Here is a 24,631-nt window from a genome sequence, read left to right as displayed (position 1 = left end):
CCCACGCCCAGGGCGGTGCCGAGCAGCTGGCCGGCAAAGCTCACGCCGCCCAGGCCGCCCATCGACTGCAGGCCGAAGATGCCGGCCGCGATGCCGCCCCAGGCACCGCACAGGCCGTGCAGCGGCCAGACGCCGAGCACGTCGTCGATCTTCCAGCGGTTCTGCGTCAGCGTGAACATGCCGACGAACAGCAGGCCGGCCACTGCGCCGACTGCCAGCGCACCGAGCGGGTGCATCAGGTCCGAGCCGGCGCAGACCGCAACCAGGCCGGCCAGCGGGCCGTTGTGCACGAAGCCGGGGTCGTTCTTGCCTGCGACCAGTGCGGCCAGCGTGCCGCCGACCATGGCCATCAGCGAGTTGACCGCCACCAGGCCCGAGATCTTGTCAAGCGTCTGTGCACTCATGACGTTGAAGCCGAACCAGCCGACGATCAGGATCCAGGAGCCCAGCGCCAGGAACGGGATGTTCGACGGCGGGTGGGCGCTCATGGCGCCGTCCTTGCGGTAGCGGTTGGCGCGCGGGCCCAGCAGCAGCACGGCACCGAGCGCGATCCAGCCGCCGACGGCATGCACCACTACCGAGCCGGCGAAGTCATGGAATTCGGCGCCGGTCAGCTGCTTGATCCAGGCCTGCACGCCGAAATGCTGGTTCCAGACAATGCCCTCGAAGAAGGGATAGACGAAGCCGACGATGACGGCGGTAGCCAGCAGTTGCGGCCAGAAGCGCGCGCGCTCGGCGATACCGCCCGAGATGATGGCCGGAATCGCCGCTGCGAAGGTCAGCAGGAAGAAGAACTTGACCAGCTCGTAGCCGTTCTTCTGCACCAGCGTTTCGGCGCCGACCAGGAAGCCGCTGCCATAGGCCACGCCATAGCCGACCAGGAAATAGACCACAGTCGAGACCGAGAAGTCGACCAGGATCTTGACCAGCGCGTTGACCTGGTTCTTTTGCCGGACCGTGCCGAGCTCGAGAAAGGCGAAGCCGGCGTGCATCGCCAGCACCATGATGCCCCCGAGCAGGATGAAGAGGGCATCCGCGCCCTGTTTTAGTGCGTCCATGCTTGTTTTTGGTGAAAAGAGTGGATTCTTGATGCAGATTTCGGCTTTTGTCCAGCCTTGCACCAAAAGCAAGCAAAAAACAAGCCAAGTCTGCGCAATATGCACAGATTTGGCGTTTGTTTCAGATTGACCCGCCGGCGCGGGCGACGTGCCTGGCTGGGCACCCACCGCGCCGACCGGTCAATGGTTCAGGCCAGTTCGGCGATCAGTTCGATCTCGACGCAGGCACCCAGCGGGATCTGCGCCACGCCGAAGGCGCTGCGCGCATGGGTGCCGGCCGCACCGAAGACCTCGCCGAGCAGCTCGGAGCAGCCGTTGGTGACCAGGTGCTGTTCGGTGAAGGTCGAGGTCGAGTTGACCAGGCTCATGACCTTGACGAGGCGCTTGATGCCGTCGAGGTCGGTGCCGGCGGCGCGGCAGGCATGTTCGAGTGTGCCCATCAGGTCGATCGCGACCGCGCGTGCGGCGGCGCGCCCCTGCTCGGTCGCCATGGTCAGGCCGAGCTGGCCGACCCAGGGCTTGCCGTCCTGCTTGGCGATATGGCCGCTCAGGAACAGCTGCTTGCCGCTTTGCACATAGGGCAGGTAGGCCGCAGCCGGCACGGCGACCGGGGGCAGGGTGATGTTCAGGGCTTGCAGGCGGGCGTAAACGCTCATTCGGGACTCCGATCAGGGGTAAATGGGTCGATTCTAAGGATTGCCATGCCTCAGCTGCCGAGCGGGCTCATGCACAGAGACCGGTCCAGATCGCCCCCGGGACGGTCAGAGGGCGGCGCAGCCGGTATCGGCGTGGCCTGGATCACGATCACGGTCTTGTCGTCGGCGCCGGCAGTGACCTGGGTGTAGTCGGCGAGGTCGCTGCGCAGGGAGTTCATGATCATCGGGGGCTTGGCGTGGCTGCGCTGGCCCAGGTCGAGGATGCGCTTGACGCGCTCGTCTCCATACGGAACATTCTCCGGATCAACGGCCTCGGAGATGCCGTCCGAGTAAAGCAGCAGCGTGTCACCGATTTCGAAGGCATCGACATGCTCCTCATAGACTTCGGACTCGTGGATGCCCAATGGCATGTTCCCGCCGATGAGGTCGATGATCTCGCGTCCGTCCTTGGGCGCCAGCAGGGTCGGCATATGGCCGGCGTTGACCCAGGTAACGGTCTGCGTGGCATTGTCGAAGCGAAGCAGTGTCATTGTCACGAAGGTCTCGAGCTGGATCAGCCGGGGCGTGATGTCGGCATGGATCGCGTTGACCAGTTCGGCCGGCGATGGCAGGCCGGCCAGGCACTTGGCGCACAGCCGGGCCAAGGCCTTGTCGTAGGCGCTCTTGATGCCAGCGGCCGTCATCGCGGCCTTCAGGCCCTTGCCCATCACATCCCCGGTCAGGACTTCGAAGGAGGTCGGACCGAGCTTGGTGAAGGTGTAGAAGTCGCCGTCCACTCCCTGCGAGGGTTCCGAGTGGTAGGCGACCGAGTAGCCTTGCAGGTCCGGCGGTGGGGTGCCGAACAGCAGTTGCTGCTGAATCGTTGAGCAGAATTCCATTTCGCGCGCGCGCCAGTCGGCGAGTTCCTGCTCGACCTCGATGCGGGCGGCCAGGCTGCGCTGCAGTTGCAGGTTGAGCGCCTCGAGTTCGCGCTGTTGGCGCGCCCGTTCGAGGTGAAGCCGGATACGCGCGCGCACGACCACCGGATTGAGCGGTTTGTGGATGAAGTCCACGCCGCCGCTGGCGAGCGCGAGCGCCTCACTGTCGGCGTCGGTCTTGGCAGTCACGAAGATCACCGGGATGTCGCGCGTGGCCGCATCGCGCCTGAGCGTGGCGCAGACCTCGTAGCCGTCCATGCCTGGCATCATGACATCGAGCAGGATCAGATCCGGCCTCTGGCCCTTGGCAAGCAGGTTCAGCGTCTGCTGGCCCGAAGTCGCTGCGCTGAGCTCGTAGTCATCTTGCAGCATCGCGATCAGAACCTTAATGTTGGCGGGGGTATCGTCAACGATCAGGACACGCGGGAGGGGGTGTGACAGACTCATGTTACTCCTTGTTTTGATTTATCAAGCGCTTCGCGGGACCGGTTGCAGGCGGTGTCAGGGCCGGTGGCGCTGGTGCTTGCTGGCGAAGTTCTGCAGTTGTTGTAGCGCGATTTCGAAGTCGAAGTTCGCGATCGCTTCGCCGATCGGGGCGTAGTCGGCTTGCCAGCGGGTGCCGGCCAGCAGCGCCTCGATCGCCTCGCTGCAGGGCTGGGACCGGACCTGGTTGCCTTCGAGCAGGTGTGCGAGCGCTTCGAGCAGGGGCGGCAGTTCGCCGAGCCTGATGCCGGCAGCGTCTGGCTCGTCTGGACTGGCTGGTGCGGCTGATGCCTTGGACAGGGCGGTACCGGTTGGCGCGCACAGCGCTTGGGCCGCATCTAGCGCTTGCTGCAGGCAGGCGTTGAACGCCTGCAGCAGGCGCTGATCGCCTTGCTTGAGGCCTTGCTCGAATTGCAGCGCCAGGCGGTGCAGCGCACCAGCACCGCACAGAGGGGCGAGCCCCTTGATCGTGTGCAGCAACCGCAGTGCCGGCCCGAACTCCTTGCGCGCGAGCATGGCGCTGAGCCGATCGGCGGCGTCCGAGAAGTCCTGCTGGAAACTGGCGAGCACCGTCCTGAGCAGGTCCTGGTCGCCGCCGAGTGCCTTGGTGGCTTGATCGAGGTCGAGGACCGGCTGTGCGATCTGCGTGGGCTGGCGACCGGCGTGCGGCGCGCGCAGGCGCAACCAGAAGCGCGAGCCGCGACCGGGCTCGGAGTTGACGCCGAGCTCACCGCCCATGCGCTGCGCGAGCTGGCTCGCGATCGCGAGTCCGAGGCCGCTGCCGCCATAGCGGCGCGTCCTCGAGCCATCGAGTTGCTTGAAGCACTCGAAGACCGTGCCGAGCTGTTCGGCGGCGATGCCGATGCCGGTGTCGCTGACCGAGAACTCGAGCAGCGTGCTGTCCTCGTCGCTCTCGAGGGCGTTGAGTTCGACCCGGATCTGGCCTTCGTGGCTGAACTTGATCGCGTTGTCGATCAGCTTGGACAGCAGCTGGCGCAGGCACAGCGGATCGACCCGGTAATGGGTTTGCGTTCCCAGCTCGCAGTGGCTTTTCAGTTGCAGGTGCTTGTGGCGTGCAGCGGCCTCGAAGACCGCGACGCAGTCGTGCAGCAGCCCGGGCAATGCGCAGTCGACCAGCTGCAGCGGGCCTTCACCGGCTTCGGACTGCGAAAAATTGAGGATGTCGTTGAGCAGGGCTTGCAGCTGCTGGCCGGAGTCGAGCAGGACCTGCAGGTGCTTGTGGCGGTCGGCCGCGCTGAATTCCTGGCTGTCGAGCAGCTGCGCCATACCGAGGATGCCGTTCATCGGGGTGCGCAGCTCGTGGCTCATGACCGCGAGGAATTCGGACTTGGCCTGGTTGGCTCCTTCGGCCACTTCCTTGGCGTCACGCAGGCGGATTCCGATCTCGTGCAGCGCAGCGAGGTCGGCGGTGCGCTGGATCAGGAGGTCTTCCAGGTCCTGCCGCTGCTGCTCGAGCTCCTGCTCGCGCGCATTGACGGTTGCAGCCAGCTGGTCGAGGGTTCTCGAGACCGCCTCGATCTCGTCACCGCTCTTGACCAGCATGGCTTTGGAGCTATCTTGCTGCTGGATTCGCTCGATCTGCAGGCGCAGTGCGGCCAGCGGTCGCTCCAGCAGGTGGCGCAGCACGAAGTGCGCCAGCAGCAGGGTGCAGCCGATCGCCAGCAGCAGCAGTCCCACCAGTTGCCGCTGGTTGCGGTTCAGCAGCTTTTCGCCCTGGGCATGGGGTAGCTGGGCGGTGAAATAGACCGTCCCGCTTGTGGTCGGCTTGCTGATGACGCCGATGAAGGTGTCGCGGTTCTCGATCAGCGCAATCGGCGGAGCCGTGAGGTTGGCGTCCAACTGCTGTGCGCGATCGGCACGCGGACTCACGAAGCTGGCGCTCATGGCATAGCCGAGATCGCGCGAAAAGCTCTCGAAGAAGCTGCGGTCGATGACCCGGTTCATCTCGATATGACCGATGATTTCCCCTGCATCGTCGCGCATTATGCTCAGGTGGGAGCGGATCAGCAGCCTGTCGTCGAGCGGGTGGTAACTGATGATGATCGTGCCATCAGGTCCGCGTTTCCGGTAGCTCGGGTGCTGCAGGCGCACCAAGCCGTTCTGGGGCGGCAGCGGGGCCGGCGCGTAGAGCAGCTCGCCTTCGTCGCGCTGCTGCGCGGCGGCCTGGCCGTCGGCGAACGTGATGTAGGTCAGCCGGTAGCGGCCTTGCGCCTTGCGGACATAGGCGATCAGCTCGCCGTGGCGGTCGTAGAGCACCGCGCTGTGGTGGAAGGCGAGCTTGGCATGCGTGAGCAGGGCGTTTGCGAGGCTCTTTTTTTCCTCGTCGATCAGGAAGCTGTTGTACTGGCTCTTGTCCTGGTATCGGTCGATCAGATCCATCGAGGCGATGAACTGCAGGTCCTGCTGCACGAAAGCCACGCCTTCGCGCAGCTCGGCCTCGGTCTGTTCGAGGTGCAGCGCGAGACGGTCGAAGCCATGCTGTAGCTGCTGCTGGGCCTGTTCGCGGAAATGGGCCTTGAGCACGCCGTCGAAGTAGAAGCCCAGGATCGTGGTCAGGAAAACGACAAGGCCGATCACCAAAGCCGTCAGCTTGGATTTGAGCTTGAACTGAATGATCGGCAAGGACATGGCTTGGCCAGAAGGTCAGCGGAAAACCGATTTTGTTGTTGAAATCGGAAATTTTATCTTGCCAACAAGTCGCAGCGCTGCGGCATCGGCCGTCATGTGCAAGTCTTGCCTGGAGGGCCGGCCGGTGGCGACCGAGAGGGCTGGGAAGTCGTACCGAGACTTCCCGTCAGGCGGCTTCAAGCGGGGGGCACGAGGTCCTGGTCCGGGTACTCCCCGGGCGGCGCCACCGTCACATCGACCTGCAGCAGGTGCGCGCCGCCGCCCTGGATCACGCCGCGCAGCGGCGAGACATCGCCGAAGTCGCGGCCCAGCGTCAGCGTGACATAGTCCTCGCCCGGACTCGGGCTGCCGCAGCGGTCGTTGGTCGGGTCGAAGTCATGCCAGGCGCCGTCGCACCAGACCGAGACCCAGGCATGGGAGGCGTCGGCGCCGATCAGGCGCGGTTGTCCTGGCGGCGGCTGGGTCAGCAGGTAGCCGCTGACGTAGCGTGCGGCCAGGCCCAGGCTGCGCAGGCAGCCGATCATGATGTGGGCGAAGTCCTGGCATACGCCCTTGCCCTGCGCCAGCGCCTCGAGCGCGGGCGTGTTGACCTCGGTGCTGGCGGTCTCGTACTTGAGATCGGTGTGAATCTTGCTGCACAGTGCCTCGCAGGCCTCCAGCAGCGGCCGCCCGGGCGTGAAGACCGGACGCGCGAAGGCGGCGAAGGCCTCGTCGCGCGGCACATAGGGCGAGGCGAACAGGAATTCGCTCGCGGGCAGGTAGCGCGCGCCGGCGTGGTAGCGAAAGCCCTCGCAGACCGCTTCCCAGGGCGGCGAATCGGGCAGCGGCGCGGGGGGGCGGGTCTGCACCAGGCTGTCGGCGCCGACATCGAGGGTCTTGTGCGCGCTTTGCAGCGCGAAGAAGCAGCGCCAGTTGCCGAAGGCATCGAGGCCTTGCTGCAGCTGGCTGGGTTCGGGGCTGACGCTCAAATGGTGCTCGAGCACCTGCTGGCCCTGCCATTCCAGCGGGCGCAGGTGGGCCAGGTGCTGGGCCAGCAGCACCGGGGTCTGGTAACGGTAGCGGGTGTGGTGGACGATGCGCAGCAGCATGGGGATCAGGCCATCAGGCTGGTGTTGACGCGGTCGGCGTGGCTGAAATAGCGCTGCGCGAGCTGGGTCGACAGCATCAGCATCGAGCCCTCGATCTGGCGCATCAGCGGCAGCAGCGGCGGCTCCATGAGCTGGTCCAGTGTCCAGTCGTCGGGGTCGGGCAGCAGGCTCTTGAGCTTGATCCCGTCCTCCTTGGCGCGCGGCAGCTTGGACAGGCGCGAACGCAGCGTCGACAGCACCCAGCCCAGCGAGCGCGGGTTGTCGCGGTTGACGATCAGCACGTCGAGCAGCGCGGTGCGGTCGCGCCGCTGCTGGTACTGGTAGTGGAAGGTGATCGTGCTGTCAAACAGTGCCAGCACGGCCTCGAAACCGTCGTCATGGCGCAGGCAGCCGCTCTCCATCGCCAGCGCCAGCGAGCCCGCCAGCGTGTGCAAGCGCTCGATGTGGCGGCCGATGCTGAGCATGCGCCAGCCGTCATCGCGCACCATGCGGTCGGTCTGCTCGCCGGTGATCGCGGTCAGCAGCCCGCTGGCCTCGTTGAGCGCGTCGAGCGCTTCCTGCGGTGCGTACTCGGCGTCGGCGCAGAGCAGGGCATGGCGCGCCGTGAACTGTGCGTCGACGCGCTCGATCAGCGCGCGCAGGTCGAGCGACAGGCGTTCGCGCACCTGGTCGGCCGACAGGCGCAGTGCGCGCAGGTTGTAGCCGACGCTGGTGGCGCCCGAGCCGACGCCGAGCTGCTGGATCAGCTGGCGCTCGAATCCGCGCACCGACTGGGCCGGATCGGGCGCATCGAACGGGACCAGGCCGTGGCGGCGTGCGGCCGTGCTGAGCCACTTCAGCAGGTCGGCGCTGTTGAGTTGTTCGCCCTGCAGCAGGCGCAGTGTCAGCCTGGCCAGCCGCAGGCTGTTGTCGGCGCGCTCGGTGTAGCGGCCAAGCCAGAACAGGTTTTCGGCCGAACGGCTCGAGACGATGCGCTTTTGCTGGGCATGGGCGCGCGCGTTGTGCGCATCGGGCAGCATGCTGGTGCGGTCGATCTCGCCCTCGGTCTGGACCCAGCAGTCGGCGCTGCTGCCGCCGCTTTGCATCGAGGCGATCGCCTGTCCGGGCGGCGCCATGCGCACCAGTCCGCCGGGCAGCACGCGCCAGGATTGCGGTCCGTCGCAGAGCGCGAACACGCGCAGCATGACCGCGCGCGGCACGATCTCGCCTTCGCGCCAGGTCGGCTGCTGGGACAGCGGCAGATAGGACTGCAGCGTGTACTGGTCGGGCTGCTTGCGGATGCGCTCGCGCAGTTCGGCCATGGCCTTCGGGCTCAGCATCGGGCCGATCTCGGTCTCGCTGCTGGTGCGCGGGTAGGTGCGCTTGACCACGCTGCGCTCGAGCCGGTGCAGGCCGTCGGCCAGGCTGGCGGCTTCGCCACACCACCAGGTCGGCAGCGAGCTCAGGTGCAGCTCCTCGCCGAGCAGCTGCCGGCTGATCGCGGGCAGGAAGCCCAGCATCGCGCTCGACTCCAGCGGCGCCGAGCCCGGCGCATTGGCCAGCATGACATGGCCGGCGCGCACGGCCTGCATCAGGCCCGGCACGCCGAGCGCCGACTCCGAGCGCAGCTCGAGCGGGTCCAGCCATTCGTCGCCCAGGCGCTTGATCAGCACGTCGACCGGCTCGAGCCCGTGCAGGGTCTTGAGGTAGACCCGCTGGTCGCGCACCGTCAGGTCGTTGCCCTCGACCAGTGGCAGGCCCAGGTAGCGCGCCAGGTAGGCGTGCTCGAAGTAGGTTTCGTTGTAGGGACCGGGTGTCAGCAGCGCGATGCGCGCGTCGGCACCCTTGGGACTGAGCGCGCGCAGGCCCTGCATCAGCGCCTTGTAGCTCGCGCCCAGGCGCTGGACCTTCATCGCGTTGAAGGCGTTCGGGAACTGGCGCCCGATCGTGATCCGGTTTTCCAGCAGATAGCCCAGGCCCGAGGGCGACTGGGTGCGGTGCGAGACCACCCGCCAGCGGCCGTCGGGACCATGGGCTAGGTCGACCGCGACCACATGCAGCCAGGTGTCGCCCGCCGGACGCAGGCCACGCATGGCGCGCAGATAGCCCGGGTGTCCCTGCACCAGCGCGGGCGGCAGGAAACCCTGCTCCAGCAGCTGCTGCGGGCCGTAGAGGTCGGCCATGATGGCGTTGAGCAGCCTGGCCCGCTGCAGCACGCCAGCTTCGATCTTGCTCCATTCGGCGGCCGGGACGATCAGCGGAAACAGGTCGATCGACCAGGGCCGCTGCTGGCTGTCCTGGTCGGCGTAGACGTTGTAGGTCACGCCGTTGTCGCGCAACTGGCGCACCACGCTTTGCTCGCGCCGGTTCAGGTCGGCCAGGCCTTCTGCGCCCAGGTGGTCGAAAAACTCGCCCCACTCGGGCGCCAGGCCTTCTGGTCCGTCAGCCGCGGCCAGGCCGCCGCGCAACTCGTCGCGATGCCCCGGTGCAACCGATTGGGCAAGCGAGAGCGCCAGGGCTTGGGGGCAGGCCGGGCTGGCGGGAGGACTGGGCAGTGGGATGGCGTTCAAGGTGAGACGGTGCACGAGCGACGAAGACAGCCGAAGTATGCCTGTTTCGCCGCCCAGTCCCATCCTTTTGACAAGCCTCAGCGCCGCAGGTCGAGCGTGAACGGGAACTCCCGGCTCGGTTGCGCCGGCTCGGCCTGCATCCGGCCCGGCGTGTGTCCCATCTGGAAGAAGCGCGCCAGGCGGCGGCTCTCGGCCTCGTAGGAGTTGACCGGGAAGCTGTCGTAGTTGCGACCGCCCGGGTGCGTGACATGGTACTGGCAGCCGCCCAGCGAGCGCTGCATCCAGCTGTCGACGATGTCGAACACCAGCGGCGCGTGCACGCCGATGGTCGGATGCAGCGAGGACGGCGGGTTCCAGGCCTTGTAGCGCACGCCAGCCACATAGTCGCCCACGGTGCCGGTGCTCTGCAGCGGCAGCGCGCGGCCGTTGACGGTCAGCAGGTAGCGCGTGTCGTTCCAGCCGCTGACGCGGACCTCGAGCCGCTCGAGCGAGGAGTCGACATAGCGCGCCGTGCCGCCCGAGGTGTTTTCCTCGCCCATCACATGCCAGGGCTCGAGCGCGTTGCGCAAGGTGAGTTCGATGCCGCGCGTCGCGAGCTGGCCCACCAGCGGGAAGCGGAATTCGAAATGCGGCGCGAACCAGGCCTTGTCGAACGGGTAGCCGAAGGCGGCCAGGTCGTCGAGCACATCGTCGAAATCCATCTGCACGAAGGTCGGCAGCAGGAAGCGGTCGTGCAGTTCGGTGCCCCAGCGCGCCAGCTTGCCGACCTGGGGCTGCTGCCAGAAGCGGGCCACCAGCGCGCGCAGCAGCAGCTGCTGCGCGATGCTCATGCGGGCATGTGGCGGCATCTCGAAGGCGCGCAGCTCGAGCAGGCCGAGCCGTCCGGTGGACGAGTCCGGCGAGTAGAGCTTGTCGATGCTGAACTCGCTGCGATGCGTGTTGCCGGTGATGTCGATCAGGATGTTGCGCAGCGTGCGGTCGACCAGCCAGGGCGGCATCGCTTCGCCGTGCAGTTCGCGGTTGCGCGCGATCTGCTCCAGCGCGATCTCGAGCTCGTAGAGCTGGTCGTTGCGCGCTTCGTCGACGCGCGGCGCCTGGCTGGTCGGGCCGATGAACATGCCGCTGAACAGATAGCTCAGGGAAGGGTGGTTGTGCCAGTAGGCCAGCAGGCTGGCCAGCACCTCGGGTTTGCGCAGGAAGGGCGAGTCCGAGGGCGTGGCGCCGCCGAGCACGAAATGGTTGCCGCCGCCGGTGCCGGTGTGGCGGCCGTCGGTCATGAACTTCTCGGCGCAGAGGTGGGTCTGGTGCGCGGCCTCGTAGAGGAACTCGGTGCGCTCGACCAGCTCGGCCCAGCTGCTCGACGGGTGGATGTTGACCTCGATCACGCCCGGGTCGGGGGTGACTTGCAGCAGCTTGAGGCGCGGGTCGCGCGGCGGCGGGTAGCCTTCGAGCACGATCTGGACGTCGAGCTCGACCGCGGTGGCTTCGAGCGCGGCCAGCAGGCTCAGGTAGTCCTCCAGGCGCTGCAGCGGCGGCATGAAGACGTAGAGGTGGCAGCTGGCGCCGCCATGGCGGACCTCGGCCTTCGGGCCGTTGGCGCGTTGCGGATCGCGCGCCTCGACGCACAGCGCGGTGCGGGTCAGCCAGTGCGCCGACTCGTGGCGGGCTGGCTGACGGGCCGCGTCGGCCGATGTCAGGCCGCTGGCCTGATCGTTGCCGATGCCGGTTCCAGTGCCGCTGTCAATGCCCGCCTCGAGCCCGGAACCGGCCTTGCCGTCCAGGCCTGAACCCTGGGCGGCCTCGTGCCAGCCGTACTCGCGGTTCTGCATCGCCACTACGCCGCCCTCGGCGAAGCCGCCGCCGAACTGGTGCGGCGCGTACTGCTGCAAGAACACCGCGCCTGCGGGCAGCTGGTCGCGCGCCACGCTCGGGTCCTGCTCGATGTGATAGGGGTAGTCGCGCGCGGCCACCCAGGGCAGCGAGTCCAGCGGCAGCCGATAGCCCATCGGCGAATCACCCGGGATCAGGTACATGCGCTCGTCGCGGAAGAACCAGGGGCCGGTGCCCCAGCGCGGCCCGCTGGCCTGGACCTCGTGCCTGGCCTGCAGCGGCAGCACATAGCCGACCGCCGCCTCGAGTCCCTGGCTGAAGACGCGGCGCAGGCGCACGCGCTCGAGCTCGTCGTCGAGCTTGGAGTCGAACGGGTCGACGTTGACCGGCAGCTTGCGTTCGCGCCACAGGTAGTACCAGCTGTCCTCGTAACCCGGGGTGATGAAGTCGGTTGCCAGCCCGAGCTTGCGCGCCAGCGCCTCGGTGAAGCGCTGCGCGTCCTCGGCCGTATAGCGGGCCGGGTCGCGCTCGTCGGCGAAGCGGGTCTGATCGTGCCAGACCGGCTCGCCGTCGGCACGCCAGTAGAGCGACAGCGCCCAGCGCGGCAGTTGCTCGCCCGGGTACCACTTGCCCTGGCCCAGATGGACGAAGCCGCCGCTGCCGTATTGATCGCGCAGGCGTCCGAGCAGCTCGGTCGCGTAGTTGCGCTTGGTGGGACCGAGCGCGTCGGTGTTCCATTCGGCCGCGTCGCGGTCGCGGGTGGCGACATAGGTCGGCTCGCCGCCCATGGTCAGGCGCACGTCACCCGCAACCAGATCCCGGTCGACCTGCTCGCCCAGCGCCAGGATCTCTTGCCACTGCTCGTCGCTGTAGGGCCGGGTCACGCGCGGCGACTCGTAGATGCGCGTGACCTGCATCAGGTGCTCGAACTCGACCTCGCACTCGTCGAGCGCGCCATCGATCGGCGCGGCGCTCGAGGGTTGCGGCGTGCAGGCCAGCGGGATATGGCCTTCGCCGGCCAGCAGGCCCGAGGTCGGGTCGAGTCCGATCCAGCCCGCGCCAGGCAGGAACACCTCGCACCAGGCGTGCAGGTCGGTGAAGTCGACCTCGGTGCCGCTCGGGCCGTCGATGGCCTTGACATCGGGGGTCAGCTGGATCAGGTAGCCCGAGACGAAGCGCGCGGCCAGGCCGAGCTGGCGCAGCAGCTGCACCAGCAGCCAGCCGGTGTCGCGGCAGGAGCCGCTGCGCTTGGTCAGCGTGTCCTCGGGCGTCTGCACGCCCGGCTCCATCCGGATCGTGTAGGAGATGTCCTGCTGCAGCTTCTGGTTGATGCCGACCAGGAAGTCGATCGTGCGCTGCTCCTTCTGGTCCACCTGTTTCAGGTAGGCCGCCAGCAGCGGCGTCAGTTCGGACTTGATGCGGTAGGGCGCGAGTTCGGCCTCCAGCTCGGGGCTGTAGCCGAAGGGGAAGTTCTCGGCGCTGGGCTCGAGGAAGAAGTCGAACGGGTTGTGCACCGCCATCTCGACCACCAGGTCGACCGTGACCTTGAGCTCGCGCGTCGGGTTCGGGAACACCAGCCGCGCCTGGTAGTTCGAGAACGGGTCCTGCTGCCAGTTGATGAAATGCTCGGCCGGTTCTATCTTCTGCGAATACGACAGGACCTTGGTGCGGCTGTGCGGCGCCGGACGCAGCCGCACGACCTGGGGACCGAGATTGACCGGGCGGTCATAGCGGTAGTGCGTGACGTGATTCAGAGCAACATGGATCGCCATCTGTAACTTTCAGGGATGGGAGGCTGGGGAATATGGACCGTCTCGATCGGAGGGATCTGGCTCACAGCATCCTAGCAAGTTGCGCGCCAGTCTGTATGACGAATCTGTTGATTATGGTCAAGGATTGACCGGGTCATGATCGCTCCGCTGCTCGGCGCGGTGACGGGGGTGGCGCTGCAGCTGCAGCAGCCCTCGCTCTGGAGCGCGCGCGCCTATCTGGGCCTGCTGCTGCTGGGGGGTGGGCTGGCCGGGCTGTCCTGGATGATTCGCCGCCGGAATGCTGGAAGTGGCGGACCAGGCGGGCTGGGGGCCCATCGTGGATGGACGCGGTCGGCAGTTGCCGGGGTCTGGCTGCGCCCTGCGCTTGCGGCCTTTGCAGCGCTGGCGCTGATGGCCGGCTCGACCGGCCTGCGCGCGCTCGAGCGCCTCGGCCAGGTGCTGCCCGCGGCGCTCGACGGCCAGGAGCTGCTGCTGGTGGGCTATGTGGCGGGGCTGCCGCGCCCAGGTGAGCGCGGCGTGCAGTTCGAGTTCGCCGTCGAGTCGGCGCGCTGGAACGGTCTGCTGGTCGATCCGCCCAGCCGGGTTCAGCTCGGCTGGTGGAGCCGCAGTGCAGAATCCGATGCCCAGGCCCAGGCCCAGGCCCAGGCCCAGGCCCAGGCGCAGCCAGCGAAGCCAACGAAACAGACACCGATCGCGCCGCCGACCCTGCTGCCCGGGCAGCGCTGGGAACTGGTCGCGCGGCTGCAGCGCCCGCATGGCCTGGCCAATCCGCAGGGCTTCGACCTCGAGCTGTGGCTGTGGGAGCAGGGCTTGCAGGCCACCGGCTCGGTGCGCGAGGGCCGCGCCCAGCCGGCGCCGCGGCTGCTGCCCGGCCAGGTCTGGTTGCCGGTGGCGCAGGCGCGCCAGGCGGTGCGCGCCGCGATCCAGGCCGCGGTGCCGGATGCGCGCGCCGCCGGCGTGCTGGCTGCGCTGGTGGTCGGCGACCAGGCCGCGATCGATTTGGTCACAGACATTAAAGTTCTGTTCTGGTAAATTGTTGATTTAATTTAATAATTAACTTTTCAGTAATTTTTCTATGACATTAAAGATCTGTTCTGCAGTCGGCGGTAACTGACAATAAAGTTCTGTTCTGAGGTAAGTGACTGGTCCGGCGAACCCAGTCTTGAGAGTAACTTCACCCTCGAAGAATGCTTGTATCCGCTAATATTTAAGCGGACACATGAACACAAAAATCGCCTAGCCGTCCAGTTGGACGTTGGTGTCGCTGCGGTCTGGACTCAACGGGCACATCGCCAACATGGTGCACAAGTGGATCATCCTGGTGCATTACCGACCCCAGTCGGTATCAGTACAAGCCAAGCGCATCCATTTCGACCAGATCTTGCACCAGATCGTGCGTCGTTTTCTCTTCGTCCGCCGCAGGCGGATGCCCTGAAGGATACTTGTGTCCGCTTATCTACACGCGGACACATGAACACCAACTTCGCCCAGCTCCCAGGCGGACGCCAGCGGGGTCCCCATGAGTTTCAAGCTTCTGTCATCGAGGCTTGCCTGCAACCCGGAGTCTCGATTGCCGCCGTGGCCTTGGCTAACGGCCTCATGCGGTGGCGATGTTATTTCAAAAAAGACGACAAAACATTCGTCTTAATTCAAAAATCACGACAACCGGTACCCCTGCCATGGCCTGTTCTGCAAAAAACACGACAGACGACCAGCTGCTCTCCAAAGACGAAACATTGACTTGGGCATGCCAGGGCAAGTGTGCCTGGAGACAATATTGGACAGCACCGAACTGGAGCTCCGGTCAGGAGCAGGCGGCCAGAACCCTGCCACCGATGACTGGCTTAGGTTGTGAGCTGAAGTTCGCCAATGGCCGCTTTCCGCGACTCAGCTTTCAGAAGCGAGCCCAAGGCGGCGCGCAACGCGAAAATCCAGATGCCGCCACAGGTGAAACTGTTGTGCCACCGCCACCGCCACCGCCACCGCCACCGCCACCGCCACCGCTTTCAGACATAGGTTCCTTCCTGTCGTCTATGTTGTGAATAGGCCTTGCCAACTCTGCGTTTGTGCAGCTAGCTTCTCGTCTTTTCCTTCCTGAGAAGGAGTCTAGACGTGATGACAGCGAAAAGGTTTTTATGAGACCCAGCTTTCATCAGGGTCTCATTTTTCGGGCTGCCCGAAAGACCGTGGAAGAAGAGATTGGGAGTATCATCCATTAGAATTGTCACATGCCAGCCGACCCCATCACCACTTGTCTTGAGCGTCTTACTGATTACCGTCAGTTCGAGCGGCTTTGCTGCGCACTTCTTTCAGATGCGGATTACCCGAGAATCGAGCCTCTGGGTGGCACAGGAGACGACGGCCTAGACGCCATCTTGCGAGACGACGGCCAGGGTGGTGTCATCGTGTTCGCGTTCACGGTGAACGAGAAATGGTTCCCGAAGCTGAAGTCGGACAGCACTCGGGTGGCTGAAACGCAGACGGGGGTAAGGAAGCTTGTCTATGCATGCACGTCGCACCTGTCCGCCGCCGAGAAGGAAAAGGCGTTCGCATACATCCGAGCAACCTACGGCTGGTCCCTAGACCTCTTTGACCTAGAGGGTCTGCGCGTGCTTCTCGTGAACCGCCTTCACCTCATCGCTCAGCATCCAAGCATCTTCGATCCGCGGTTCTTCCCGTCGGCGCCGCCGAACTTTGGCCAGGACTACCTGAGGCAGCACGCTAGGTTGCTCAATTGGTTGGATAATTCCGACGAGGAGCTCGCCACTGAGATTGATGCCGTGTGCTACAACGCACTCCGCGAGTTCGTGGTCGCCAGCAGCCGGGCAGAACTCGTTTGCTATGACCATGAGACGCTGACCGCGCTGAGGGCGCTTCACGGCGCCATCAAGAAGGTTTGGACGGCCATTTCAGACGCGCACTATATCCCTTCCGGCTGGCGGTGGAAGTTCGACAACATGGAGCGGCCGTACGTCGATATCCAAACGATCCTGAGAGCGAAGAAAGTCGAAATCGTTCTGTTGCTGGCGCAGATGCGAACGGCACTGCACGCATTTGTGGAGCTCTCGAGGCACTGACGACCCGCTGATCGATAGGCTTTCACTGATGTTTCCCTTGCGTTCCTTTGAAGAAGCTACATGCCATCGCTGCGGAGCAGCCGAATCACCGGCATAGCAGAAGGAGGGGCAGATCAGTTCAGAATCGCCGCGAACATGGTGCAAGGTAGTGCGGTCTGGCGCGTCAATGAGGTACTCATCCAGCCTCAGGGTTTCGAAATCTCTTCGGGGTGTGGGTCGGGGCAGACCGGAGCGGACCAACCTAGCTACATTGCAGGCGAAGAGCCGCGGAGCAGGTGGCGGTCCGTCCGGGCCTGCTGTTCGCTTGCGTCGAGCAGCTGACCCACCATGGCGAAGGCACAAGCGCTGCAGGACTGGCCCGCTACGTCACAGAGTGCGCTAATCGCTGCAGGCTGTGTAGATGGGCTAACTCGTGAGGAAACTTGAATCCCTACGCACTGGATACATAACCAGTCCCGGGTAAAATATGACTCAAAGGCGGAAAGCGGTCTGATTAGCTATTGATTGCGCGGCTAAGCCAACAACTGGTGCCAAGGGGACGGTCTCGTGCTGTAGAGCCAAGCACAAGGAGTCGGCAGAACAAGGAGCCACATGCACGCAGTGCAGTTCGAAATCTCGAAACCAATAGATGACTCGGCCTTCGAGGATATGTGCGCCCGAATTTATGGCGAGCTGTTCGGCGACCTGATGCCCAAAATAAACGGCAGGCGGGGGCAAGCTCAGGGTGGCGTCGACGTTTTCGTGAACTCGTCTGCCGGCCGGCTCGGCATCCAGTCCAAGCGATATGTTGATGGCGCGCTGACGCTTAAGATGGTCGAGAAGGAGCTCGAGCGAGCGGAGAAGAAGAAAGTACCCATCATCAAGCTCATCGTCGCGACTACAGCAGCTGCTGACGCGACGCTCTTGCACGACGTCCAAACTCTGTCTGACATACGAGTTGCGGCAGGGCAGTTTCCCGTCGAAGTCGAATTTTGGGATGACATCTGTCGCCATATTCGAGGTAATGGGAAGTTGCAGCGAGACTACGCACCCAACGCTCCTGGCGCAATGTTCCATGAACAAAGAGACAGCAATCTAGCTCTTCAAGCGACAGTGCTGAGGATTGAATCGAAGTTAGACATAGTCACCGGCCTGCCGGGCGCACGACCTGATTCCGTCAATAAATTCATCTCGAGCCAACTCGATGCCATCAATGAAATGTTGAAGGCTTGCCGTTTTCGAGATGGGCTGGAAGCTGTGACCCGCCTGGGGTCGGATATGGGGTTGCTCGACTTGCATCAGCAGGCCCGCTGGTATTTGCAGCGCGCGCTGTGCACTTGGCACTTGGAAGGTGGAAAGGCCGCAGTCAACGACTTTCTGAAGGCGGCTGAGCTCTATCCCGAGGATGAAAAGATGGCTGCGGCAGGTGTTCGCGGACTGCTGCTTGATGCTGACATTGCAGGCGCTGTCGCTGCGGGCCGCAAGTCGGTCGATAGATTTCCGACCTCTGTGCACGTTTGGATTGCGTACACGAACGCGCGCATGTTCAAGGGTGAGGAAATCAAGCTGACGGATGTGCCGGCGGCTATGCGTTCCAACTGCGATGTGCTGCAGACATTGGCGTTGGCGCGCAAGATGGTGGGCGACCTCGCAGGTGCCAATCAGACCATTGGGCCCGCACTCGATTTGCCTGAAGCGGGTTTTTTTGTCCGAAGAACTGCACTTGCGATGGCGCTGGAGGTTGCGACGGCGGACCCTATCCAAAGCGCGTTTGAACTTCGGCCAAATTCGAATCTAGAGGCATTGAAGCGGGCGATTTCGTACCTTACGCCGCGTAAGGAGCGACTCTGGGACATTCAAAGCACAGAGGCTCGTGCGGACACGCTGGTGCATCTGGCCTACGCGTACAACCTTTCGGGTCAAGCTGAAGAAGCATTAAAGCTCGTCGAGGAGGCCAGGCATGCCGATGCGTTGAGCCCGAAGCTTTTGTGCGTGACTCTAGATGCTTACAGACGGCTAGACCGCCTTGACGAGATTCTGGTCAAAGGTCGTGCCTGGCTGGACCAGCTTGAAGAGGAGGCGCTGATACTGGTCACAGAGGTCGCATCCGATGCTGGCGATGTCGCCCTTGTTGATGCGGCTATTGCTGCTATCCAGAGAGTCCCGTGCTCCGAGCCCAAGGTGCTCGACGTCATGCAGGCGATGCGGTGGAATGCGCTGTGCCGGTCGAAGGGCGGCAGGGCTCAGGCGACGGCGGAAGTCAAAGCGGTCAACTGGACCTCTACGGACAGCCTTCCACTCATCTGCGGTGGCGCGCGCATTCTTCACTTGGTGGGTGAAGACGCAGAATGCGATGCTGCGACTACCCGAGCAAAGGAGCTTGTTCCCGATTTGAGTCAGGGACCGGCGGCACTTCAACTCGCTGACCTGTACTACGCGGTGCGTAAGTACGCTGAAGCGGCGCGAATCTACGAGAAGTTTGCGCCGCTTGGGCACCGAACCGAGCTCCATGTTCGGCTCCTAGCTTGCTATGTTCGCAGCGGTGCGCGCAAAAAGGCACGTCAATTGCTGACGGCTTTGCCCGGTGATTGGGCTGCCGACGACCATGTCCGGGGGCTTGCGCTTGAGCTGGGGCAGCAGGCGGCTGACTGGGACTTTATTGTGCCGTTGGCGGACCGGCAGTGCGAAAGTGCTCCCAAGAGTTCTGGCGGTTGGCTGCTCAAACTCGTTCTGGACCTCAAGACCAAGAGGATGCTTCGCTTCCACCAGGATCTGGAAGCTTTGCCTGACGAACTTGAGGGGCCTCATCGACAAATCGCACAGCTTGCCTCGCTCGAGTTGAAGTACGACCGGCGCGAGTCGGGCATGTTGCGGCTGTATCGGCAGTTCCGCCGAAACATGGATGCACTCGAGGCAGCGTCTGGCTACTTCGTCGGCTTCGTTGCATGTCGGGCCAACCTTCCAAACATGGAGGAGTCTCTGCTGGCGGTCGTACCGGGTTCGACTGTTCAATTGCAGGATGAGTTTGGGGCTGTACTTACGATTTCCCTCGACCCGGAAAATTCGGAGTCTCTGCCGAACCGCGATGGGTTTTACCCGCATGACAGTGGCGAAGTCCAGGCGCTATTGGGTGCTGCTCTCGGAGCCGAAGTCGAGTTGCCGGGTGGGCTGGGCACTACGCGTGCATACACAGTTCAGAGCATCACTTCGGCATATCGACATTTGCTGCAGGTTGCGCAAGAACGTGTCCAAACGTCGATGTCGAAGGACTCAGTGTTCTTTTCTGTTCCGGTTCCGACCAAAGAGGATGGCGCTGACTTTTCGCATGTACACGCAGTGCTCAAGCGCCAGTCCGACTACTCAAAGATGGTCATGGACGCCTATCAGAATGGCCCTCTCACCTTGGGCATCGTCGCTCGAATGCTTGGTAGAAGCGTGGTCGACGTTGTCACCGGATGGCCAAACTCTGGCCCCAAGCTCTTTGTGTCTGGCGGCACTAGTGACGACCGTCAAAGCTCTGCCCAGCTCTTGGAGCGGCCCGATGCGACGTACGTGGTTGATGCTGTAACCATCGTGGAGCTCACGCGTATTGGCTGCCAGAGCGCCCTTGCAGTTCTGCCAAAGGTCTACTGCTCTACCAAGACGTTAGAAGTCCTGGAAGACAGTCTCGAAGAGGCGCAGTCGGTCGGCGAGAACGGTCACATGTTTGATGACGACGGGGAGATGCGCTTCGTCGAGTACAGCAGCCTAGACAAAGAGCGTCGCGTGGCGTTTCTGCAGGCTACAGTCGAAGCAGTTCGTGCGCATTGCGAAGTCCTTCCTGCCTACGGTCCGGAAGCACTGCCAGAGGGCCTGGAGAACGCGGAAGAGGCGCTTGAAGCGGAAGAGTATTCCGCGCTGCTGCTAGTCGCTGAACTGGATGCGACGCTGTTGACTGTCGATGGCCGGCTGGCACAACTGGCTACTGTCACCTTCAAGCGACCTTCGGTGTGGCCCCAGGTGCTGCTGATGCACGCGGGCAGCAAAGGGATGATTCGACCGAGAGACTACCGCCAAGCAGTGCTGCGACAGTTTCTTGGCAATCGCACCTTCGTGTCGTTGGCGGCATATGACCTGTTGTGGATGACCTTGCAAGGCGGGTTCACCTTGCGATATGGCGTTCAACGGCTCAAGGAGTACTTGGCAAGCCCTGACACTGAGTTCGTCAGTGCCGCTCGCGTGGTGTTCGAGTTCTTGAGCCTGCTGGCGGCCCATCACTCGCAAGTGAAAGCGTTTGCCGAACTTTTGGGTCACCTCGTTGAAGGTGCATTGCGGCATCCGAGTGCCAACGCGGAATGGTTCCTGGCCGAGATTGCAGACCTGACAGGGAACCTGGTTGTCTCCACCGCGGGCGAGGAGTCGCCTTACCCACCGCTTGAGAAGCTGCGCGAGGTGCGGCTTAACGCCCTAGGTAATGCCTTGGCCCAAGCCGTTCAGGCGGGTTTAGCCCTGTCAGCTCGACCAGACCAACGGCGGGCTGTGAAGCTGGATGCGCTCAAGTGCACGGTGACGCCGTATCTCATGTTTGATGGCAATGTACCCGAGCCGGAAACTGCAGTAATTGCACGGGTTGAGCCTCCGCAGTCGCCAGAGCCTTCCGGGCCCTAGGCGTCCACTGCGGAAGATCAAACCGTCTATGTGGCGCAGGAAGCGCGTGGTGCTGAAGTCGCGGCCCAAACGCCAGCACTTGCAAAGAACTTGGTTGCTCGTATAGGTAATTCGATCCCCACCAAGCCGACTAGACCATCAAGCCATGGAGATCTACAGCAAGCAGCTGAGTTCGGTCAGAGCGCGACGAACCTCTAGAGGTAACTGGGTCGTAAATCTAGCGAATGCTGGTTCTCATCACAGAACAGATTGACCGTTATCTGAGGTAGCCATGAGCATCAACGTTGCAGTGCTTGGAGGTTGCAACTGATTTTCCGCGTCCTGCTCTATCATTGAAGTTGAAAGCCTTCCTCTGGGCGTGCTGCACATCAAAGTGAAAGCGTTCCGGAAGGGCGCTCGAATACTTCCAGTCGCGCGGAAATGGCGCATCTCCGTGGTAAGGGCCATCGTCTTTCCACACTCTGTTGCTAAGGTCGATGAAGAAACGCTCTCGGTGTTTATCCCACTTTTTTAAATGCTGCATCCGAAATTGTTCCAAAGCCTCTCCTACTTTGGCAAAGAACCCATCTTCCTTGTTGAATGACTCGCTCATAGACCATATCGCCTCGACAGATCGTTCCGCAGAAAAGCCTCTCTGCGGCAGTGCTAGAGGAGAGCTCTTCACTATCGGATGGAGCGCGTTGCGCCACTCGATTTCTTCCTTGATTGCCCGTTCTATATCCTTGACAAGTGGTTCCGACTGAGTAGTAGCAGTACGCACGACATCCGACGCTAGCCAGCGAAATCTGAAATGCTCTCGTATTGCAGTTGCAATTCTCTGACGGTCGCGCCCGTCCGAGACGCAGAACACATGTGCGCCTCCTCGCTTGGCTGCATCAGCGAGTAAGTCTGGCAGTTGCTTGTCGGAGATGCCGGCGATCTTTGGATCTGACCCGGGAAAGACTGAGAAAGTCCAGTCAGGAACCTTGACTTTGTCCAGCGCACCTCGTACCTGCCGAGACCACCCCATGGGCACACCAGCAATCAGCGCATGCGGCATGATCAACTCCGTTGAGACCACGCCTTTGCGACTAGATCAAGCGGGATGCTTATACGCGCAAGATCCCCTTCCTTGAGCACGACCGCCAGTGCAGCAAAAAAATCTTGCACGTTGCTGGCCCCAGTCGGCCCCGGGGCTGTCCCTAGCGATTGGGTGGCGACTTGCTCTGATTCGAGAAACCAGACTGTCCTCCAAGGCACAGCCTTCTCCTCGCTCCAGCGCTTTAGCCGCTCAAGAAGCTTGCCCAATCGAAATTGGTGCCACTCCCGAGCCAGTCCATGGGCTCTGACGGCTTCCGAGAAAGAGTGGAGTGGCTTCGAATGGGTCAAGCTCGTTTCAAGGCTTGTTCTGAGTTGCTTTGAGCGCGTTTGGGCTACGAACTCTCGTCGGTCCTCTAAAGCCAAATCCCGGGTGGAGAATGGCAACACGACCGCATCAGCTGGAGTCTCAATCCCGGGCATAGGCCAAAAAACGCTGTCAGAACTGCGGATGTACAGTGGCCCGGCGGCGCCTTCCTTGGGGATGATAGTGAGTGCCTCAAAGAGATCCCTTCGAAGTACTGCGCTCTGTGGTGTATCCTTGGTCGCTGACAGCAAGGCCACCCGATCCCCTGGCACAACCAACATGTCATGACCAGGACGACGCTGAACGAATAGCAGATCCTGGAAATGGTCAAGAAAACTACTAAAAGTACTGTCTGGATCTGGGGGAAACGAAAGATTCGCATCTGCTGCGTACCGGGCAATGAGTTGCCTCAGTCGCGCCCCGGGTATCGGCCCTGCTGAGATCTCGATGCCTTCCTCCAGTGCTTTTCGAACGATCGGCTGCCAAAGCAATAAATTCATCTGGCCCTCCAATGGAAAAGGGCACAGAGTGCCCTTTTCAAAAAAATCTACCCCACATCGTGAAGACGAGCTACAAGGTGGCCGATTCATAGGTGCTGTGGGCAGCACATCTACGTTGATCCACGCTAGCCCTCACATGTCTTCCGGACAGGACAAAAATAGGTTGGCCCATACGGAATCGATTAAGTATAGCACACGAAATGGGAGTGCCTGACATGACTGATTTTGCTGGGTGGTGGCAATTTTTAATTTGGCCGGAAGAGGGTAAGCAGAGGTATCTGTTTGAGTGCCAATTTCATCATAATATATATTAAAATTAATAATTTGCAAGGTTGGCTACGCGGTTCCGTAACTATTCAGTCCCCGACATAGGGCATAGACACGGGTGACTTAGACGTAGGCCGCGGGCTTGATCGGCCCCTTGTCCGTCAGTTCAAAGCCTGCCTGGGCAGGTGTGATGCTGATGAGGCTTGCCAAACGGAGCAAAAGGCGGCAGATCATGGACTTCACACTGCCTCATCTCCCCATAACTGGCGGTGATGGTGACAGTATCCGCCGTTCGCAATTCTTTATAAATTGATATTTGTGATACTGCGCAGGACGGTTCCGTGTTGTGCCTCGAAGCTGCATGAGTTCTGACAAGACCCGGGAGAAACGCCCATCCAGTTGCCAGTACCTGAAGGTGGTAGTAAGCGTGGTTTCCTGGAAGTTAGAAGACCGGGTCACAGTCTTCCACGAGCTGCCGCTAGACAGTTTGAAAAGCATGAGGTTCAGTAGCTCTCGTCCGGAGTGGATGGAACGGTTGCGCTTCTTGCTGTCTAGCAAGGGCTTGATACGGTCCCATTCGAGATCTGTCAGTTCAACACGGCCGTCAGGCAGAACAGGTACAGGCGGTAAAGCGGCCAAGGCGGGCACTGTGCGTTCTTTAGCCGCCATGCGATGAAAAACATGTGTATGTTCTGCTCTGGTGACGGAGTCCTCGACGGGCACTGTGACCCAGGTAACGGTGACCTTGGTGACAAACAGACTCGACGCGACTTGTCGCCCATGGAGCACTAACCGGAACTGACCTTGCGGTAGGCGCAGGTCGAGCCGCCCGCTAAGTGAGTACAGATAGACGCTGTGAGCGCATCGATTGGCTGATGTTGACGAGAGCATCCAGCGCACGGGCTCGTAACGACTGGCGGCATCACGCTTGTTGAGATTCCTTTGCTCTGTGCCGTCCAGGACGATCGTGGGCGGATCGTTTGAATAGTCCACGAACCCCATCAAGTCGACATTGCCTGGTGTGAAGGCCAGCGGCATCAGCAGTTCGTGTGGCCGGAAGATCCCTCTCATGAGAGCAAGCGCCGGCACAAAAATGCTGGTTCCGTCAGCCAGCTGCGCTAGGAAGACCGAATGCCTGTTTGACAGTCCCGGCGGCAGCTCGATTCCGAACGCTTGCAGATACTCGTCCACTGCTACGCGGGACCACGTTTCCAGGTCGCCCTCATAGACCACCCGCGTTGACGCGCCTGTGCCGCACGGAACACCGCTGGTGGCCAGAGCTTCAGCTGCGACTTGTTCGACTTGGCCCGTACTTGAAAGCAACTCGAACATCCTCTGACCACCCGCTTGGCAGGCACCTATCACCCAGCTCATACGTATCTCCTAAGTTGGAAATACGTATAGGCAATACAGCGGGGCATGCTGTCGAGCATGGTCGCGCGCAAGATGGCGGTCGCATCTGACTCTCACCTGACCTGCTCAGTCCTTCCCGGATTGCGCAGAGGCTACGTAGGACGTCTGGATGAAAGAAGTGCTGGAAGAACTCGGAGTTGGGAATGGTAGGAGCAGGGTGCTCCTTGATATAGCACTTGGCGAGTGCTAGATTCTGTTCCGCAGCAACCGTGGCAACCCGGACTTCCTGCTTTATGACTGGTACGGCAGATGGGGGCAGGTCAGGTTAGCTCTTGTTGACACACGGCGGCGTGCGCTAATAAATCAAAGGCCCAAGAAGCATGATTTAGTCAGTGACACGAAACTCCGCGATGGACTCTCCA

At 62.5% G+C, this 24,631-nt stretch carries 13 protein-coding genes; 3 read left to right on the top strand and 10 right to left on the bottom strand.

The genetic code is table 11. The features are described from left to right. From C6P61_RS16165 to C6P61_RS16135, 7 genes are all read right to left on the bottom strand, one after another. The coding region (locus C6P61_RS16165; protein ID WP_105730952.1) for an ammonium transporter at positions 1-1,058 on the bottom strand (1,058 nt) is incomplete at its 3' end. A gap of 188 nt (positions 1,059-1,246) precedes the next feature. Then, positions 1,247-1,714: a RidA family protein gene (locus C6P61_RS16160; protein ID WP_105730951.1), complete on the bottom strand. Its 468-nt coding sequence runs from the start codon at positions 1,712-1,714 to the stop codon at positions 1,247-1,249. A 50-nt stretch (positions 1,715-1,764) separates the two neighbouring features. Beyond that, positions 1,765-3,078, bottom strand: a complete 1,314-nt coding sequence (locus C6P61_RS16155; RefSeq protein ID WP_105730950.1) for a PP2C family protein-serine/threonine phosphatase — start codon at positions 3,076-3,078, stop codon at positions 1,765-1,767. A 54-nt stretch (positions 3,079-3,132) separates the two neighbouring features. Further along, positions 3,133-5,763, bottom strand: a complete 2,631-nt coding sequence (locus tag C6P61_RS16150; protein ID WP_105730949.1) for a sensor histidine kinase — start codon at positions 5,761-5,763, stop codon at positions 3,133-3,135. A gap of 176 nt (positions 5,764-5,939) precedes the next feature. Next, positions 5,940-6,851, bottom strand: coding sequence for a transglutaminase family protein (locus C6P61_RS16145; RefSeq protein ID WP_105730948.1), 912 nt, complete (start codon positions 6,849-6,851; stop codon positions 5,940-5,942). 5 nt (positions 6,852-6,856) lie between these two features. Beyond that, positions 6,857-9,463 (bottom strand): circularly permuted type 2 ATP-grasp protein, encoded by a 2,607-nt coding sequence (locus tag C6P61_RS16140; RefSeq protein WP_105730947.1) that lies wholly within the window; start codon positions 9,461-9,463, stop codon positions 6,857-6,859. A gap of 14 nt (positions 9,464-9,477) precedes the next feature. Continuing rightward, entirely contained in the window at positions 9,478-13,002 is a 3,525-nt protein-coding gene (locus C6P61_RS16135) for a transglutaminase family protein (RefSeq protein WP_105730946.1), read from the bottom strand. A gap of 135 nt (positions 13,003-13,137) precedes the next feature. Between C6P61_RS16135 and C6P61_RS16130 the strand changes: the two genes are divergently transcribed. The 3 genes from C6P61_RS16130 (at position 13,138) to C6P61_RS16115 (ending at position 20,705) form a co-directional block, all read left to right on the top strand. After that, on the top strand, positions 13,138-14,034 hold the full coding sequence (locus C6P61_RS16130; protein WP_105730945.1) for a ComEC/Rec2 family competence protein: 897 nt from the start codon (positions 13,138-13,140) through the stop codon (positions 14,032-14,034). 1,196 nt (positions 14,035-15,230) lie between these two features. Then, positions 15,231-16,079: a hypothetical protein gene (locus tag C6P61_RS16120; protein WP_105730943.1), complete on the top strand. Its 849-nt coding sequence runs from the start codon at positions 15,231-15,233 to the stop codon at positions 16,077-16,079. A 591-nt stretch (positions 16,080-16,670) separates the two neighbouring features. Continuing rightward, a complete protein-coding gene (locus C6P61_RS16115; protein WP_105730942.1) occupies positions 16,671-20,705 on the top strand; it encodes a tetratricopeptide repeat protein in 4,035 nt (1,344 codons plus the stop codon). 256 nt (positions 20,706-20,961) lie between these two features. Here the strand turns inward: C6P61_RS16115 and C6P61_RS17795 are convergent, their stop codons facing one another. From C6P61_RS17795 to C6P61_RS16110, 3 genes are all read right to left on the bottom strand, one after another. Then, on the bottom strand, positions 20,962-21,744 hold the full coding sequence (locus C6P61_RS17795) for a hypothetical protein (RefSeq protein ID WP_146115078.1): 783 nt from the start codon (positions 21,742-21,744) through the stop codon (positions 20,962-20,964). 2 nt (positions 21,745-21,746) lie between these two features. Continuing rightward, positions 21,747-22,589 carry a hypothetical protein gene (locus C6P61_RS17790; RefSeq protein WP_146115077.1) on the bottom strand — a complete coding sequence of 281 codons (843 nt, stop codon included), beginning with the start codon at positions 22,587-22,589 and terminating at the stop codon, positions 21,747-21,749. 516 nt (positions 22,590-23,105) lie between these two features. Then, complete coding sequence (locus C6P61_RS16110; RefSeq protein WP_105730941.1) at positions 23,106-24,230, bottom strand: transposase; 1,125 nt, start codon at positions 24,228-24,230, stop codon at positions 23,106-23,108. Between the last annotated feature and the right edge of the window lie 401 nt (positions 24,231-24,631).

It is taken from the genome of Malikia spinosa (genome assembly GCF_002980625.1).
GTDB lineage: Bacteria > Pseudomonadota > Gammaproteobacteria > Burkholderiales > Burkholderiaceae_C > Malikia > Malikia spinosa.
The sequence above is the reverse complement of the archived record's forward strand: the minus strand, read 5'-3'. Positions and strand labels throughout refer to the sequence as shown.